11 protein-coding genes are annotated in these 16,772 nt (G+C 68.9%); 3 read left to right on the top strand and 8 right to left on the bottom strand.

Going from position 1 to position 16,772, the window contains the following annotated elements:
* Positions 1-59 precede the first annotated feature (59 nt).
* Positions 60-1,295, top strand: a complete 1,236-nt coding sequence (locus ACH4YL_RS19680; protein WP_398508641.1) for a citrate/2-methylcitrate synthase — start codon at positions 60-62, stop codon at positions 1,293-1,295.
* A 19-nt stretch (positions 1,296-1,314) separates the two neighbouring features.
* Here the strand turns inward: ACH4YL_RS19680 and ACH4YL_RS19685 are convergent, their stop codons facing one another.
* The 6 genes from ACH4YL_RS19685 to ACH4YL_RS19710 form a co-directional block, all read right to left on the bottom strand.
* Positions 1,315-2,931 (bottom strand): glycoside hydrolase family 13 protein, encoded by a 1,617-nt coding sequence (locus ACH4YL_RS19685; RefSeq protein ID WP_398508642.1) that lies wholly within the window; start codon positions 2,929-2,931, stop codon positions 1,315-1,317.
* Positions 2,932-3,042: 111 nt separating this feature from the next.
* On the bottom strand, positions 3,043-3,918 hold the full coding sequence (locus ACH4YL_RS19690; RefSeq protein ID WP_398508643.1) for a carbohydrate ABC transporter permease: 876 nt from the start codon (positions 3,916-3,918) through the stop codon (positions 3,043-3,045).
* A 16-nt stretch (positions 3,919-3,934) separates the two neighbouring features.
* A complete protein-coding gene (locus ACH4YL_RS19695; protein WP_398508644.1) occupies positions 3,935-4,891 on the bottom strand; it encodes a carbohydrate ABC transporter permease in 957 nt (318 codons plus the stop codon).
* A gap of 3 nt (positions 4,892-4,894) precedes the next feature.
* Positions 4,895-6,307, bottom strand: coding sequence for an extracellular solute-binding protein (locus ACH4YL_RS19700; protein WP_398508645.1), 1,413 nt, complete (start codon positions 6,305-6,307; stop codon positions 4,895-4,897).
* Between the two features lie 159 nt (positions 6,308-6,466).
* Complete coding sequence (locus ACH4YL_RS19705) at positions 6,467-7,474, bottom strand: LacI family DNA-binding transcriptional regulator (protein WP_398508646.1); 1,008 nt, start codon at positions 7,472-7,474, stop codon at positions 6,467-6,469.
* 119 nt (positions 7,475-7,593) lie between these two features.
* Positions 7,594-11,892: a discoidin domain-containing protein gene (locus tag ACH4YL_RS19710; RefSeq protein ID WP_398508647.1), complete on the bottom strand. Its 4,299-nt coding sequence runs from the start codon at positions 11,890-11,892 to the stop codon at positions 7,594-7,596.
* A gap of 270 nt (positions 11,893-12,162) precedes the next feature.
* Between ACH4YL_RS19710 and ACH4YL_RS19715 the strand changes: the two genes are divergently transcribed.
* Together ACH4YL_RS19715 and ACH4YL_RS19720 are read left to right on the top strand one after the other, a co-directional pair.
* The gene (locus ACH4YL_RS19715) at positions 12,163-13,812 is read left to right on the top strand and encodes an ATP-binding protein (protein ID WP_398508648.1); all 1,650 of its coding nucleotides are present in this window, start codon (positions 12,163-12,165) and stop codon (positions 13,810-13,812) included.
* Complete coding sequence (locus ACH4YL_RS19720; RefSeq protein WP_398508649.1) at positions 13,809-14,528, top strand: response regulator; 720 nt, start codon at positions 13,809-13,811, stop codon at positions 14,526-14,528. Before ACH4YL_RS19715 ends, ACH4YL_RS19720 begins: the two co-directional genes overlap by 4 nt.
* 52 nt (positions 14,529-14,580) lie before the next feature.
* Here the strand turns inward: ACH4YL_RS19720 and ACH4YL_RS19725 are convergent, their stop codons facing one another.
* Both ACH4YL_RS19725 and ACH4YL_RS19730 read right to left on the bottom strand, forming a co-directional pair.
* Positions 14,581-16,218: a cation acetate symporter gene (locus tag ACH4YL_RS19725; protein WP_398508650.1), complete on the bottom strand. Its 1,638-nt coding sequence runs from the start codon at positions 16,216-16,218 to the stop codon at positions 14,581-14,583.
* Complete coding sequence (locus ACH4YL_RS19730; protein WP_398508651.1) at positions 16,215-16,709, bottom strand: DUF485 domain-containing protein; 495 nt, start codon at positions 16,707-16,709, stop codon at positions 16,215-16,217. Before ACH4YL_RS19730 ends, ACH4YL_RS19725 begins: the two co-directional genes overlap by 4 nt.
* Between the last annotated feature and the right edge of the window lie 63 nt (positions 16,710-16,772).

Raw genomic sequence — 16,772 nt, forward strand, 5'->3', positions numbered from 1 at the left:
TCCATGCATGACTCAATCACTGTCAATATTGATTGGATCAACATGTGTACGGTGTCCTCATGACGGACGACCCAGCGGACGGACAGCGGCTCACCACCCGTGAGGCCGCCGAGCGGCTCGGCGTGAAGCCCGAGACGGTGTACGCGTATGTCAGCCGCGGCCAGCTCAACAGCCGCCGCGAACCGGGCGGGCGCGCCAGCACCTTCGACGCCAAGGAGGTCGACGCCCTGGTCCGCCGGGGCAGGCGGGAGCCCGCCGCCGGAAGCGATGTCACCCAGCGGATCCGCACCGGCATCACGCTGATCGACAAGGACCGCTACTACTTCCGCGGCGTCGACGCCACCGAACTCGCCCGCAACCACCACTACGAGGAGATCGCCGACTGGCTGTGGACCGGCACCCTGCAGCACGGCATCCGGTTCACCGCTCCGCCCGACACCCTCGCCGCCGCCCGGCGCGCGGTCGAGGCGCTGCCCGAGCACAGCGGCTCGACGGACCGGCTGCGGGTGGCCGCGATCGCCGCGGGAATCGCCGATCCGCTCCGCTTCGACCTCGACCGGCTCTCCGTGCTCGGCATGGCCCGCTCCCTCATCCCCACCCTCGTCGACGCGCTGCCCACGATCGGCCGGACACATCGCGGCGAGGGCAGGCTGGCGTGGCGGCTCTGGTCACGGCTCACCGCCCAGCGACCCGACGAGGAGTCGTTGCGAGCCCTGGACAGGGCGCTGTCGCTGCTCATCGACCACGATCTGGCCGCCTCCACACTGGCCGTACGGGTCGCGGCGTCCGCGCGCGCCCATCCGTACGCCGTCGTCTCCGCCGGTCTCGGCGCGCTGGACGGTCCGCTGCACGGGGCCGCCAGCGGGCTCGCGCACCGGATGCTCGCCGAGGTGCTGGAGCGTGGCAGCGCCGCCGCGGTCGTCTCGGACCACCTTCGGGCGGGCCGCCGCGTGCCGGGCCTCGGGCACCGGCTCTACCCGGGCCAGGACCCGCGCGCCGAGGCCCTGTTCGACGTGCTGGCGCAGATCCCCGGCGCCCGGCCGGCGCTGGACGCCGCCCGCGAGGTGGAGGCGACGACCGCGCGCCATGTGGAGCTGCACGCCAATGTGGATCTGGCGCTGGCGGTGCTTTCGGTGTCGTCCGGCATGCCTGCGGAGGCGGGTGAGACGGTCTTCGCCGTGGCGCGTACGGCCGGTTGGATCGCGCATGCGCTGGAGGAGTACGAGGAGCGCCCCCTGCGGATGCGTCCGAGCGGGCACTACAGCGGGCCCCGTCCGCCCAGGCCGCTGCCGTAGGCGGATCGCCGGACATCTCCTACTTCCGCAGCCAGGCCGCCGTGTCCTGCGGGAGCCGCCCGCCGGCGTCCAAAGGCCCGCTCGTGAGCAGGACGCTTGTGTGGCCGGGGAGTTCGGCGGGTTCCGCGGTGAGATTGACGACGCAGATCAGGCCGCCGGTGCGCACAAAGGCGAGAACTCCCGGAGTGGACCGCAGCCAGGTCAGCGGCCCGTCTCCGAAGCCTTCCTCGGTGCGGCGCAGGCGCAGTGCCTCGCGGTAGAGAGCGAGCATCGAGTCCCGCGCCGCCGCCTGCTGGTCGGCGGCGTACGAGGCCCAGCCCTCGGGCTGCGGAAGCCACGGCTGGGCGACCGAGCCGAATCCGGCGTACGGCTCCGCCGCCGCCCACGGCAGCGGCACCCGGCAGCCGTCCCGGCCGGGGTCGACGCCGCCGGAGCGGAAGTGCATCGGATCGCGGATGCGGTCCAGCGGTATCTCCGCCTCGGGCAGCCCCAGTTCCTCGCCCTGGAACAGATAGACCGAGCCGGGCAGCGCGAGCGAGAGCAGGGCCGCGGCGCGCGCCCGACGCGTCCCCACAGTCAGGTCGGCAGGCGTCCCGAAGCGCTTCTTCGCGAACTCGAAGCCGGTGTCGGCCCGGCCGTACCGGGTGACCGTGCGCGTCACATCGTGGTTGCACAGCACCCAGGTCGCGGGCGCGCCGACCGGTGCGTGGTACGCCAGCGTGGTGTCGATGGAGGCACGCAGCTGGGCCGCGTCCCAAGGACGGGCCAGAAAGTCGAAGTTGAAGGCGGTGTGCAGCTCGTCCGGCCGCAGATAGCGGGAGAACCGGTCCGGGTCGGGCACCCACAGCTCGCCGATGAGCACTCCCCCGTACTCGTCGGCGACCGCGCGCCAGGAGCGGTAGATGTCGTGCAGCTCGTCGCGGTCGACATAGAGGCTCGTGTCGCCGTCGGCGGAGTCCGGCAGCCCGGGAGCCTTGGCGCACAGGGCCGCCGAGTCGATGCGTACGCCGGCGGCTCCTCGCTCGAACCAGAAGCGGAGCACGTCCTCGTGCTCGCGGCGCACGAGGGGATGGTCCCAGTTGAGATCGGGCTGTTCCGGGGTGAACAGATGCAGGTACCACTCGCCGTCGGCGACCCGGGTCCACGTCTCCCCCGAGAACTGCGACGGCCAGTTGTTGGGCGGCAGTTCACCGTTCTCGCCGCGGCCCGGTCTGAAGTGGAACAGCTCGCGCTCGGCGCTGCCCGGCCCTGCCGCGAGCGCGGACCGGAACCATGTGTGCTGGTCGGACAGGTGGTTCGGCACGATGTCGACGATGGTGCGGATGCCGAGCTCGCGGGCCTCGCTGATCAGCTTCTCGGCCTCGGCGAGCGTGCCGAACGCCGGGTCGATAGCGCGGTAGTCGGCCACGTCGTAGCCGCCGTCCGCCATCGGCGAGAGATACCAGGGGTTGAACCAGATCGCATCGACGCCCAGTTCGGCGAGGTACGGCAGCCGGGCCCGCACTCCGGCGAGATCACCGGTGCCGTCGCCGTCACCGTCGGCGAAACTGCGCACGTACACCTGATAGATGGCGGCGCTGCGCCACCAGTCGTCCGTGTGATCCCGATGAGGGGCATCCGATCGAGGGGCTGCCACGTGAGGTCCTTTCGGGCAGGGTCGGCTCCGCCGCCGGCCCGGACAGCGGGGCGCCACGGCGAGGCCGGCGGCGGAGGCTTGAGGGTGGAGCAGGGCGGCACGGGCCCGGAGTCAGCCCTTGAGGCCGCCCGCGGTGAGACCGCTCATGATGTTGCGCTGGAAGGCCAGGAAGATCAGCAGCGTGGGGACGGACGCGATGGTCAGCGCGGCGATCAGCACGTTCTCGGGCACGCCGTTGGACAGCGAGTAGATGCCGACGTTGAGTGTCTGTTTGCTCGGGTCGGGCAAGGTGAGCATCGGCCAGAGGAAGTCCTTCCAGACGCCGACGACCGCGAAGATCGACACGACGCCGAGGATCGGCCGTGAGATCGGCAGGACGATCGACCACAGGGTTCTCAGCCGGGAGGCTCCGTCGATGGCCGCGGCGTCGATGAGCTCACGCGGGATCGAGTCGAAGAAGCGCTTCAGCAGGAAGATGTTGAAGGCGTTGGTGACGGACGGAAGCCAGATCGCCCAGGGCGAGTTGAGCAGATTGCGTTCGACGATCGGCACGTCGAGCACGGTCAGATACTGCGGTACGACCAGGACGGTCGCCGGAATCATCAGCGTCACGAGCATCATCGCCAGGATGGCCTTGCCGAACACGGGCCGGAGCCGGGAGAGCGAGTAGGCCGCGGCCACATCCAGGACCAGCTGGAACGCGAGCGCTCCGAAGGCGTAGTAGAGCGTGTTGAACAGCAGCCGGGACAGATCCATCACCTCCCACGCCCGGGAGTAGTTCTCGGTGTGCACGGACGAAGGCAGCAGCGTCGGCGGCGACTGGACGACCTCCTGGGTGGTCTTGAGCCCGCCGGAGACCATCCAGTACAGCGGGCCGAGGAAGACCAGCGTGAACAGGACCATGACCAGGACGAACGCGGCCCAGTAGAAGAACTTGGCGCGTGGTCTGGCGAGTTGGGCCGGTGAGATCAGTGTGCGTGTGCTCATGTCCGTGTCCCCCGCCCTAGTCTTCCTCGCTGCGGCTGAGCCGTACGTACGCCGCGGAGAATCCCGCCAGCAGCACGAGCAGGACCAGGCCGAGCGCGGCAGCGCTGCCGTAGTTGTTGAAGTTGAAGGCGTACTGGTAGATGAGGTAGACGACGGTTGTCGTGGACCCTTCCGGGCCCGCGCCGCCCGCGAGCAGGAACGGCTCGGTGAAGACCTGCATCGTCGCGATGATCTGCATCAGCAGCATCAGCGAGAGGATGAGGCGGGTCTGCGGGATGGTGACGTACCAGATCTTGCGCACAATCCCCGCGCCGTCGATCTCGGCCGCCTCGTACAGCTCGCCGGGAATGCCCTGGAGCGCGGCGAGGTAGATCAGCGTGGCGCCGCCCATGTTCATCCAGGTGGCGGCGATGACCACGGAGAGCATGGCGGTGTCGGGATCCTGCAGCCACTGCTGCTGCGGGAGGTGCGCCAGCTCCAGCAGCCGGTTGAGCAGTCCGTGTCCGGGGTCGTACAGATACTTGAAGAGGAGTACGGAGGCGACCGGCGGCAGCATCACGGGCAGATAGACCAGCAGCCGCAAGTAGCCCTGCCCGTGCCGGAATTCATTGAGCACCAGCGCGATGACGAACGGGACGATGAAGCCGAAGACCAGCGCGAGGCCGGTGAACAGCAGCGTGTTGCGCCAGGCCTGCCAGAACGCCGGGTCGTTGAAGACCGTGGTGAGGTTGGACCAGCCGGCCCAGGTGGTCTCTCCGTTCTCGGTCTTCTGGAAGGCCAGGATGAACTCCCTGACCATCGGATACCAGGAGAAGAACGAGAAACAGAGCACGGCGCCGATCAGAAAACCGTGCGCGGACAGATTGCGGCGCAGGGCCCGTACGAACGCCTCCCGCGATGCGTTCGTACGGGGCCCGGCCTCGCGCCCGGGTCCGGGCGCGGCCTTGTGCGGCGAGAGCGTGGGGGCCGACATCGGCTACTGGTTCGCCAGGATCTGGTTGACCTGCGACTCCGCCGTGGCGAGCAGCCCCGCCGCATCCGCGTTCTTGTTGGTCAGCACCGCGGACATCACGTTGTCGAGGACCTTGTAGATCTCCTGCGCCTTCGGCGGCTCGGCCTTGCCCTTGACCGGGTTGTCCACGAAGGCCTTGAAGTTCTCGACCGGCATCGTGGCGCTGGCGGCGCGTGCCGCGTCGTCCTTGGTCTTGGCGTCGTTGAGCCAGAAGTTCGGCTGCGGTACGCCGACGGGCAGACCGTCGGCCTTGGTGCGCGCCCAGTCGAACTGGCCCTTGCCGACGGTGAGGTTCTTGTAGTTGAGCCAGGCGACGGCGGCCTTGATCTTGTCGGGCGAAATGCCCTTCTTGATCATGTAGTTGTTGCCGCCGAAGAGCGTGTACTTCTCGCCGGGCAGCGGGCCCATGCCGAAGTTCTCGTACTTGGCCCCGAGTTGCTGGACCATGTACGCGATGTCGTCGGGCGCGGCGAGGAACATGCCGAGCTTGTCGCTGGCGATCTGCTTCTGCAGATCGCCCCACTTCAGCAGCTGGGTCTTGCCCATGCTGTCGTCGTCCCAGCGCATGGCCTTGAGGTTCTGGACGATCTGCTTGCCGAGGTCGTTGTTGAAGGCGGCCTTCTTGCCGCTCGCGTCGACGATCTCGCCGCCGAGGCCGTACATGGTGGCGGTGAAGTGCCAGCCGCCGGTGTTGCCCGCGCTGTACTCGCCGAAGCCGGCGATTCCGCTGCCCAGTCCGGCGATCTTCTTGGCGGCGCTCCGGACCTCTTCCCATGTCGTCGGCGGAGTGTCGGGGTTGAGCCCGGCCTGTTCGAAGAGCTTGCGGTTGATCAGCAGGCCCATGCGGTAGTTGCTGGTCGGCAGGCCGTAGAGCTTGCCGTCCTGCTTGAGGGAGTTCATCACGTCGGCGTCGATGTCATTGATCGCCGGGACGGTCTTGGGTGTGACGTAGGCGGAGATGTCCTCGGCGCCCGCGTTGTCCAGCACCTGCTGGAGATCGGTGAAGTAGGTGTAGAACACGTCCGGCTGGGACTTGGCCTTGAGCATCGCGGTGAACCGCGGCGGCTCCAGACACTGGCCGGGCGTGGAACGTCCCTCGATCTTGATGTTCGGGTACGTCTTGTTGAACGCCTTGACGTCCTCGTTCCACTCCTTGAGCTCCGCGGCCTTGGCCGCGGGTGGCATGCAGTCGATCGTGAGCGTCAGCTTGGTCTTCGGGTCCAGAGGCGCTGACGGATCGGTCGAACCGCCGCCGGAGCCCTCGTCGTTGTCGCTGCTGCTGCTCGTGCCGCAGGCGGCGAGAGCGGTCAGGGCGAGCGCGGAGACAAGGGCGGTCGCGGTGGTGCGGCGCGTACGACGGAACCAAGCTCTTCTCATCGGTGGTCCCCTTCGGGCATGAGCGTGGAAGACCCGCGGCCGACACGCAGCGGGGGCGCGGCACACTCAACCACCGGCGACAGGAGACCGCAATATCTCGCGCCGATTTCGTAAAAGTTTGACAGTCGGTTGTACGGAGGGGCGTTCGGGCCCTGCGCGCTAGCGCGGAGCCTGTGCCGTGGAGCCGCGTACCACCAGCTCCGGCTCGAAGAGCAGCTCACCGGGCGGCACGTCGCCGCCCTGGATCTGCGCGGCGAGCAGCTCGACCGCGGCCCGGCCCATCGCCTCGATCGGCTGGCGCACAGTGGTCAGCGGCGGCTCGGTGCAGTTCATGAAGGCCGAGTCGTCGTAGCCGACCACCGAGACGTCGCCAGGGACGGCAAGTCCCCGCCGGCGCGCGGCCCTTACGGCGCCGAGCGCAAGCGGGTCGCTGGCGCAGATGATCCCGGTGACCCCGCGCTCCAGCAGCCGCGCGGTCGCCGCCTGCCCGCCCTCCAGCGAGAACATCGAGCGCTCGATGCGCTCGTCCGGCAGCTCGCCCCCGGCGGTCTTCGCCGCCGCGTGGGCCGCGGCGAGCTTGCGGCGGGAGGGCACATGGTCCAGCGGGCCGAGGACGAGCCCGATCCGCTCGTGGCCGAGCGAGGCCAGATGACGCCAGGCCTGCTCCACTGCGACGGCGTCGTCGCAGGCGATGCAGGGGAAGTCGAGATTCTCGATGGAGGCGTTGATGAGCACCACCGGAATCTTGCGTTCGGCGAGCAGCCGGTAGTGGTCGTGCGGGGCGTCGGCCTGCGCGAAGAGACCGCCGGCGAACACCACTCCGGACACCTGCTGCTGGAGCAGCAGCTCGACGTAGTCCGCTTCGGACACGCCGCCCTTGGTCTGGGTGCACAGGACCGGAGTGAGTCCCTGCTGGGCCAGCGCCCCGCCGATCACTTCGGCGAACGCGGGAAAGATCGGGTTCTGGAGCTCCGGCAGGACCAGGCCGACCAGCCGCGCGCGCTCGCCGCGCAGCTGGGTCGGCCGCTCGTATCCGAGGATGTCCAGCGCGGTCAGCACGGACTGCCGGGTGGCCTCGGAGACTCCCGGCTTGCCATTGAGCACCCGGCTGACCGTGGCCTCGCTGACTCCAACCTTCTTGGCCACCTGAGCAAGTCGTCGCGTCATACACGCAAGACTAGCGCAAACCATGCAAGCGGCTTGCGCCAGTCTCACGTATCCGGGTCAGGGACTTTCGCCGCCGACCCGCTCCACGGAACTCCCTACGGAGCTCGCTACAGAACTCCCTACGGATTGATGTTGATCTTGAAGGTGGACGTGGTGTTCTTGATGTCCTGCGCGTTGCCGTTGAACTTCAGGCCGTTGAAGGTCACTTCACCGACCGCGGAACCCTGCCCCGGCTCCGGCAACTCGTTCGCCCAGAGCCCGAAGCCGGACTTGGCATCGAAGGCGTCGCCGCTCTTCTTCGCGCCGCTGACCGCGACATCGGTGAGCACACTGTCCTTGATCGGGAACATCGGCGTGCTGCCGTTGTACTTCGTCTGGAACATGATCCCGGAGTACGTCGGTTCGGTGATGTCCAGGCCGCTGATCCGGATCCCTTGGTACTCGTACTCCGCCGAGTACATCCACAGTGCCGGGAAAGCCTGGTTGCCCCAGAAGTGGCCACCGGACCGGTCCAGCGAGATGTTCTCGAACCTGGTCGGAGTGGTGCCGAAGCCCAGCGCGTTGATCCCGCCGAACTTCAGCGTGGCGATGGTGAGGCCGGGATAGGTGAGCATGTCCGCGACGCGGATGTTGCGGACGGTGTTTCCGGACCCGCCGTAGATCGCGACTCCGGCGGCCCGCCAGGTCAGCAGGGCCGTCAGGTTCTCGTAGACGTTCCCGGTCTGGTCGGCGTTGACGATGTCCACCGCCGGGAAGAGCGCGAAGCTGTCGTCGCCGGTGGTACGCGCCTCGACATTGCTGACGAGGTTGTTGCTGCTGCCGTTGGTGAAGTTGAGCCCATCGGCGTACATGTCCCGGATCCGGGAGTTCTTGATGGTGATCCGGTCCGTGTCCGTGCCCCAGTAGAGGCACATCATGTGCTCGGTCCAGATGTTGTCGATGGTCATGTCGGCGACCTTCGACCAGTCGAAGACCTTGCCGGGACCGTCGTTGCGGTTCGTGTAGTTGCCGAAGAAGCCGAATCCGGCGAAGGACGAGCCGTTGGCCGTGGCCTGGACGCTGAAACCGGCGTCGGTGTTCTCCTGGTCGGGCGGGGTGGTGAAGCGGCTGAACCAGGGGCCCGCGCCGACGACCTTGACCGCCTTTCCGTACACCTGGAACTTGTTCGACGTCCGGTAGTCGCCCGGTGGCAGATAGACGCCGATCAGCTTGCCCGTGGTGTCCATGCGGACCTTGTCGAGGGCGTTCTGGACGTCTTGGTGGGTGGTGCCGACCGGGACGGTGTACGCCTCCGGGTCCGGGTTCGCCGCCGCGGTGACCTGCTCCAGGTTGATGAAGTCGATCGCGTACGTGTGCGGGTTGGCGCCGTCCTTCTGCAGCCGGATCTTCGACCCGGCCGGGACCGTCTCGCCCAGCAGCACATTGGCCTCGTCATAGATGTGGCGGGGCGCGCCGGCGCTCGGAGAGTTGCCGGGACTGGCCTCGGCCCCGTACTGCCACATGTACTTGGACGTGAGGTCGATGGCCTTGCGGAAGGTTCCGTCGACATACACGTTGAGCGTGGAGCTGATGCCTCCGCCGCCCGCCGCGTCGGGGATGGAGAACCGCGTGACCAGCGTATTGGTGCTGGCTCTGGTCGTGAACTCCACATAGTTGCCGGTGTTGTTGAGCGTGACGGCCTGGCGGCCGGAGGCTTCGCCGCCGAGATCGCCGATGGTCCGGTTGGGCCCGACCTTCTGGGCTCCGCCGCCGAGCGTGCCGTCCTCGGCCTCGTACATGTCGAACGGCAGATTGGCGCCGCGGCCCACGAACAGCGGTCGGGTGCTGGTGTTGTTGGCGCGCTTGACCGGCAGTTCATTGGCGTCGTCCGCGATGACGACCTTGACGGTGTGCGAGCCGTTCGCGGCGGCCCAGGTGCCGAGGTTCACCGCGGGACTGGTCGCTCCCGCTGCGATGGTTCCGCTGTGCGCGCCGGTCAGCGTCCGGACCGTCGCGCCGTTCGAGTCCAGCAGCGTGAGCGTGATGCCGTGGCTGCCTGCCGCGGACGGCTCGGTGCCCTGGTTCTTGATCGCCACGGTGAAGGTGACGGTGTCGCCGGCCGCCGGGGCGCTCGGCGTCCAGTTCACCGCGGAGGCGACGAGGTCGGAGCTGGCGACCGGCTTCACCACCAGTGAAGTCGGGCTGGTGTGGGTGTTGTTGGTCTCGTTCTGCTCGATGACGGCATCGCCTTCGTCGGCGACGGCGCTCAGCTGGTACGTCCCCGCGTCACGTGCTCCGATCGAAACGCTGACCGTCGCCGATGCCCCGGCCGCCAGCGCGCCGACCTGCGCCGTGGCGACCTTGGTGCCGCCGAGCCGGAGTGCGACCGCGCTGGCCGCGGAGGCCAGCGGACCACTGTTGCGGACGGTGGCGAACAGCGTGATCGGGTCCGATTCGACGGGGGCGACGGGCGAGGCCGCGATGCCCGTGACCTCGAGATCGGGGTTTGGCGCCGGGACGCCCGTGATCTGGAACTCGGCCAGCTGACCGGCCGTGGCGCCGTTGTTGGCGGAGAACCTGAGCTGCACGTCGGCGACGCGCGCCTCGACCGGGACGGTGACCGCGTTCCCGCTCGCCGGGTTGAAGGTGTAGTCCTTGGCCGCGACCACACTGGTGAAGCCTGATGCGCTCTGCTCGCGCCCGAGCACCTGGATGTTCTGCGTCCGGGTGCCCCAGGCGCTGTCCGGGTTGAGCTTGAGGACGAGGCTGCTGAGATCGGCGTTGGCGCCCAGCTTCACGGTGAGCGTGTTGGGATAACTGGCCGCCGCGCCTTCCCAGTAGGTCGTCAGGTCGTTGTCGTTGGCGTTCTCCGCGACAAAGGTGTGGATCACGGAGGACGCGGTGATCGGCTTGCCGATGGCGAGGTTCGAGGCCGCGCCGGTGGAGCCGTTGCGGGTGACGGTGTTGCTGTTGCCGGACTCGTTCCCGGCCGCGTCCTTGGCTCGCACGTAGTACGAGACGGTCGCGCTCGCCGGCTGCGTGTCCGTGTACGCCGTCACATTGCCCGCAACGGACGTACGCAGCACGTTGTTGGCATAGATGTCGTAGCCGGTGACCGCCGTGTTGTCCGCGGACGCGCCCCAAGTCAGCCTGATCTGGCCGGAGGCGGGCTCGATGAAGGCGAGGCCCGCGGGTGCGGTCGGCGCCTGAGTGTCGCCGCTCTCTCCCTGGCGGGTGACGGTGTTGCTGTTGGCCGACTGGTTCCCGGCGGCGTCCTTGGCTCGCACGTAGTACGAGACGGTCGCACTCGCCGGCTGCGTGTCCGTGTACGCCGTCACATTGCCCGCGACAGACGTACGCAGCACGTTGTTGGCATAGATGTCATAGCCGGTGACCGCCGTGTTGTCGGTGGCGGCCTCCCAGGTCAGCCTGATCTGGCCGGTGGCGGGTTGGGTGTAGGCGAGTGCGGTGGGCGCGGTCGGCGCCTGCGTGTCGCCGCCGGCCGGTCCGTAGATCTCGAACTCCGACAGCTGGGCCGCCGCCTGACCGGTGTTGGCGGTGACGAGGACGCGGACGTACCGCGTGGTCGCGGCGTCGAAGGTGATCGTCGCCGCATGACCGCCGGCCGCGTCGAAGGCGTACGCCCTGGAGGCCACGAGATCGGTGAAGTCGGTGCCGTCGGCGCTGCCCTGGACCTGGAGCGTCTGTGTCCGGGCCGGCCAGCCGTCGGGCAGGCGCAGCACGACGCGGTCGACGCGCACGGAGGAGCCGAGGTCGGCGCGGATCCATTGCGGCAGGGCGCCGTTGGCGCTCTCCCAGTAGCTGGCGGCGTTGCCGTCGTTGGCGTTGGCGGCCGTGTAGACCTCGGTGTGGCTACTGGCTGTCAGCGTCTTGCCGCGGGCGAGATTGACGGAGGACTCACCGGCCGCGTGGACCTGGAGTTCGGACAGCTGGGCCGCCTGCCAGCCCGTGTTCGCGGTGATGTGGACGCGTACGAACCGGGCCTGGGTGGCCGGGAAGGCGATCGTCACGGTGTTGGCGTCGGCGCCGCCCGGGCTGAAGGTGTACTCGGCCGAGGTCTTCAGTGTGGCGAAGCCGGTGCCGTCGGCGCTGCCCTGGACGGAGAGGGTCTGTTTTCTGCTCTCCCATCCGGCGGGCAGTGCGAGCACCACCTCGTCGACGCGGCTGCTGGTACCGAGGTCGGTCTGGACCCATTGCGGGAAGGCCGTTCCGGCGCTCTGCCAGTAGGTCGACGTGTTTCCGTCGGTGACGTTCGCCGCGGAGTACTCGCTGTGGGCGCTGCTCGCGGCGGCGGGACGGCCCGCCGCGAGATTGGGGCCGCCGGCCGCCGAGGCGGTGAACGACGGCCAGGTGATCATCAGAAGGCTGGTGGCGATCACGGCGGCGAGCACCCGCCAACTCCAGCGTTGCGGTCTCATATGTCCCCGATCTGCACGTCAGATTGAGTACTTTGCGTTGGATGGTCAGAGAGTTGCAGAGGATTGATACATCGTCTACCGCCATGACCGCGTCAAATCTCTCTCGCCCGCGAGGCCGAAAGCCCGGGATATGGCCACACCAGCGGCTTTGCAGCCCACTTCCACCGGAACGTAAATCGGCCGCAAGCAACGCAAGCGGTTTGCGCGGAACAGGGAGCCACGGAACAGGGAATTTCGGAAAGGGCCGCCCGGCCTCTACCGTTCCTGGGTATGAGCCCCGAACCCGCTCCGGCCCGACGCCGGCGGTTCGGCTGGCCGCAGCGGGTCTTCTCACAGGTCCTGCTCATGCAGCTGGCCATCGCCACCGGTGTCACAGTGCTGGCCACCGGCCTCTTCCTTGCACCGCTCAGCTCACAGCTCGACGATCAGGCGATGCGCCGGGCGCTCGCCATCGCCGAGACCACCGCGTCGACGGACGTCGCCGACGAGCTCACCGGTTCACGGCCGACGCCCGGCGGTCCTGTCCAGGCAGAGGCCGAGCGGATCCGGCGTGCCACCGGCGCCGAGTACGTGGTGATCATGGACCGGCGCGGAGTGCGCTGGTCCCACACGTCGCCGGAGCAGATCGGCCGGGTCGTCTCCACCGACCCCAGCGAGGCGCTCGCGGGCAAGGACGTCATGGAGATCGACAGCGGCACGCTCGGCCGTTCCGCGCGCGGAAAGGTTCCGCTGCGCGACGACGACGGCACGATCGTCGGCGCGGTGTCGGTGGGAATCGAGTACGACAGCGTGCGGGCCAGGCTGCTGGCCGCCATCCCGGGGCTTCTGCTGTACGCGGGCGGGGCGCTGGCCGTCGGCGCGCTGGCCGCCTATCTCATCTCCCGCAGGCTCCAGCGGCAGACCCACGACCTGGCCTTCTCCGACATCTCCGCGCTGCTGGCCGAACGCGAGGCGATGCTGCACGGCATCCGTGAGGGTGTCGTGGCACTCGACGCGGCGGGCAGGATCCGGCTGATGAACGACGAAGCAGAGCGGCTGCTCGGCCTGGGCTCCGATGTGAGGGGACGGCCGCTGGACGAGGTGCTGGGCGGCGGCCGGACCACCGATGTGCTCGCGGGTCGCGTCACCGGCGAGGACCTGGTGACCGTTCGCGGCGCCCGGGTGCTGATCGCCAACCGGATGCCGACGGACGACGGCGGTGCGGTCGCCACCCTGCGTGACCGCACCGAACTGGAGCAGCTCGGCCGGGAGCTGGACTCCACCCGGGGACTGATCGACGCGCTGCGCGCGCAGGACCACGAGCACGCCAACCGGATGCACACCCTGCTCGGCCTCCTGGAGCTGGAGATGCACGAGGAGGCGGTGGAGTTCGTGACCGAGGTGATCGGCGTGCACCGGGCCACGGCGGAGCAGGTCACCGAGAAGGTCCACGATCCGCTGCTCGCCGCGCTGCTTGTCGGCAAGGCGACCGTGGCCGCCGAGCGCGGTGTCTCGCTGCGCATCGCGCCCGGAACACTGCTGCCCGACCGGCTGGTGGACCCGCGCGGTCTGGTCACGGTCGTCGGCAATCTCGTGGACAACGCGATGGACGCGTCCGCCGGCTCCGAGGAGCCTCAGATCGAGGTCGACTTGCGTGCGGAGGGCCGCGCGGCCGTGCTGCGGATCTCGGACAGCGGGCCCGGAGTCCCGCCCGAGCAGCGGGAGTTGATCTTCACCGAGGGCTGGTCCACCAAGGACCTCCCGGCGCACGGCAAACGCGGACTCGGGCTGGCGCTGGTGCGCAGGCTCGCCGAGCGGCAGGGCGGGAGCGCCATGGTGGGCGAGGGGCCGGGCGGGGGCGCGGAGTTCACCGTCGTACTGCCCGAAGCGCTCACCGAGCTGACGGAGCCAGGGCTGGCGGCGGCAGTGGAGGCACGATGACCGGCACAGAGGCGGCCGGGTCCGAGAGCCCCGGCACGATCGGCGTCCTCGTGGTCGACGACGACGTCCGGGTCGCACAGATCAACGCCGCCTATGTCTCGAAGGTGCCGGGCTTCCGGGTCTCCGCGAAGGCGCACTCGGCGGCCGAGGCGCTCGCCCGTATCGCCGACACTCCGGTGGATCTGATCCTCATGGACCACTATCTGCCGGACGGCAACGGTCTCGCGGTCGTACGGGAACTGCGCCGGCTCGGCCACCAGACAGACGTGATCATGGTGACGGCCGCGCGGGACGTGGCCACCGTCCAGGCCGCGATGCGCCACGGCGCACTCCAGTACCTGGTGAAACCGTTCAACTTCGCGGGTCTGCGCGCCAAACTGGAGGCGTACGCGGAGCTGCGCCGCACCCTGGAAGGCGGCGGCGAGGCGGAACAGGCGGAGGTGGACCGGATCTTCGGCGCGCTGTCCGTGGGCTCCGTCGTCCCCGATCTGCCGAAGGGCCACTCGCCGACCACCGCCGAGCTGGTGCGCCAGGTGCTGCTGGCCGCGGAAGGCCCGCTGTCCACACAGGAGATCGCGGACCGCGCCGGGGTGAGCAGGCAGACCGCGCAGCGCTATCTGAAGCTGCTGGAGCGGACGAGCCGGGTGCGGCTCAGCCTGCGATACGGCGAGACGGGCCGGCCGGAACACCGCTATCTCTGGTCGGCGAGTCTCTGACCTGCCGAGGGACTGGGGCGTGCGTCGGGTCGGTTCTCGGGCCGGCGGTTTCTCAGACCGCGCCCGCACCCGTGAGTGCCCGCACCTCTGTCTCCGCGTGCTTCGCCTCGTCCGGCCCTTCCCGGGAGGTCACCGTGCCGATCCAGCCCGCCAGGAAGCCCAGCGGGATCGAGACCAGGCCAGGATTCTGCAGCGGGAAGACATGGAAGTCGACCCCGGGAAAGAGCGACTCCGGACTGCCGGAGACCACCGGTGAGAGCAGCACCAGCAGCACGGCCGGGATCAGCCCTCCGTAGACCGACCAGACCGCACCGCGTGTGGTGAAGTTCCGCCAGAACAGCGAGTAGAGCAGTACGGGCAGATTGGCGGAGGCGGCCACCGCGAAGGCGAGGCCCACCAGGAACGCCACATTCAGATCGCGGGCGAGCAGGCCGAGCCCGATCGCCGCGACGCCGATGCCGACCGACGCGACCCGTGCGACGGCGACCTCGCTGCGCTGCGCATGCGCGGCCTCGTCGCCGCTGTCGCCCGTGCCGCCCGGCGCACGGCGGCGCTTGCGCTTCAGCGAGGCGTACAGGTCGTGGGCGACCGAGGCCGACGAGGCCAGGGTAATGCCGGCGACGACGGCCAGGATCGTCGCGAAGGCCACCGCGGCGACCACGGCGAACAGCACCGTGCCTCCGGTGGATCCCGCACCGCCGCCGAGGTCCAGGGCGAGCAGCGGCACAGCGGTGTTCCCCGCGGCGCTCGACGCGCGGACCTCGTCGCTGCCGAGCACGGCCGCGGCGCCGAAGCCGAGCACGATCGTCATCAGATAGAAGCTGCCGATGAGGCCGATCGACCAGACGACCGAGCGGCGGGCGGCCCGCGCGGTCGGCACGGTGTAGAAGCGGGACAGGATGTGCGGCAGGCCGGCCGTGCCCAGCACGAGGGCCAGACCGAGGCTGATGAAGTCGAATCGCGCGGTCCAGTCGCCGCCGTACTTGAGGCCGGGCGAGAGGAAGTCCTTGCCGTGGCCGCTTCGTTCGGCAGCGGTGGTGAGCAGCTGGTTGAAGTCGCCGTGGAAGCGGACGAGGACGAGGACGGTCATGGCGATGGCACCGGCCATCAGCAGCACGGCCTTCACGATCTGGATCCAGGTGGTGGCTCGCATCCCTCCGAACGACACATAGATCACCATCAGGGCACCCACGCCGATCACGGTCCACGAGCGCGCGGCCTCGCTCGTACCACCGAGGAGCAGCGCGACCAGGCTGCCGGCCCCGACCATCTGCGCCACCAGATAGAGAACGGACACGGTGACCGAGGAAGTTCCCGCCGCGATACGGACCGGACGCTCGCTCATCCGTGACGCCACGACGTCGGCGAGAGTGAACCGCCCACAGTTGCGCACGAGTTCGGCGACCAGGAACAGGACGACCAGCCAGGCGACCAGGAAGCCCACGGAGTAGAGCATTCCGTCGTAGCCGAAGAGGGCGATCAGCCCGGAGATGCCGAGGAAGGAGGCTGCGGACATGTAGTCGCCCGCGATGGCGAAACCATTCTCCATCGGCGAGAACAACCGCCCGCCGGCATAGAACTCCTCCGCCGAACCATGTCTGTTGCGGCTCACCCAGGTGGTGATGGCAAGCGTGACCGCGATGAAGGCGCTGAACAGGAGCAGAGCCAGGGTCTGGTGGTCGCCGCTCAACGCCCGGTCCCCCGCGTCAGCTCTTGTCCCCGTTCCTGTTCAAACACGGTCCAGCGGAGGTCGAGCGCGGCCCGGTCCCGGTACAGGCGCGCATGCCGTGCATACGCCCAGGTCAGCAGGAAGGTGGTGAGGAACTGCGCGAGCCCGGCGACCATCGCCACATTCACCGCTCCCGCCACCGGCCGGGCCATCAGCCCGGGCGCGGCGGTCGCCGTGACGACATACGCCAAGTACCAGATGAGAAAGGCGAGAACGGTGGGGATCACGAACCTGCGATAGCGGCTGCGCACCTCCTGGAAGGCGGTGCTCCGCTGCACTTCCAGATAGATGTCGGCCGCGCTCGGTGCCCGGTCCGGGACTGCGGGTCCGGGCGACGCGACGGGCGCGGGGGCACCCGTGCCGTCCAACTCGCCCCAGCCGGAAGCCAGGGCGTCGTACCACGGGTCGTCGAGCCGTGCGGCCGCCGCTTCCCGCCCTTCCTGCTTCTCCACCGATCAACTCTCCTTGGGCAGGCGAGCCGCTTCGGCTCGCCTGCCCAAGGATGGACAGAGCGG

Source organism: Streptomyces sp. NPDC020681, assembly GCF_044334895.1.
In the GTDB taxonomy this organism is placed as follows: Bacteria; Actinomycetota; Actinomycetes; order Streptomycetales; family Streptomycetaceae; genus Streptomyces.

What these genes read in the sequence shown, in the direction of transcription:
- ACH4YL_RS19680 (WP_398508641.1), top strand. Translation starts at nt 60, where the DNA reads ATGACGGACGACCCAGCGGACGGACAGCGGCTCACCACCCGTGAGGCC.
- ACH4YL_RS19690 (WP_398508643.1), bottom strand. Translation starts at nt 3,918, where the DNA reads ATGAGCACACGCACACTGATCTCACCGGCCCAACTCGCCAGACCACGC.
- ACH4YL_RS19715 (WP_398508648.1), top strand. Translation starts at nt 12,163, where the DNA reads ATGAGCCCCGAACCCGCTCCGGCCCGACGCCGGCGGTTCGGCTGGCCG.
- ACH4YL_RS19720 (WP_398508649.1), top strand. Translation starts at nt 13,809, where the DNA reads ATGACCGGCACAGAGGCGGCCGGGTCCGAGAGCCCCGGCACGATCGGC.
- ACH4YL_RS19710 (WP_398508647.1), bottom strand. Translation starts at nt 11,892, where the DNA reads ATGAGACCGCAACGCTGGAGTTGGCGGGTGCTCGCCGCCGTGATCGCC.
- ACH4YL_RS19705 (WP_398508646.1), bottom strand. Translation starts at nt 7,474, where the DNA reads ATGACGCGACGACTTGCTCAGGTGGCCAAGAAGGTTGGAGTCAGCGAG.
- ACH4YL_RS19700 (WP_398508645.1), bottom strand. Translation starts at nt 6,307, where the DNA reads ATGAGAAGAGCTTGGTTCCGTCGTACGCGCCGCACCACCGCGACCGCC.
- ACH4YL_RS19695 (WP_398508644.1), bottom strand. Translation starts at nt 4,891, where the DNA reads ATGTCGGCCCCCACGCTCTCGCCGCACAAGGCCGCGCCCGGACCCGGG.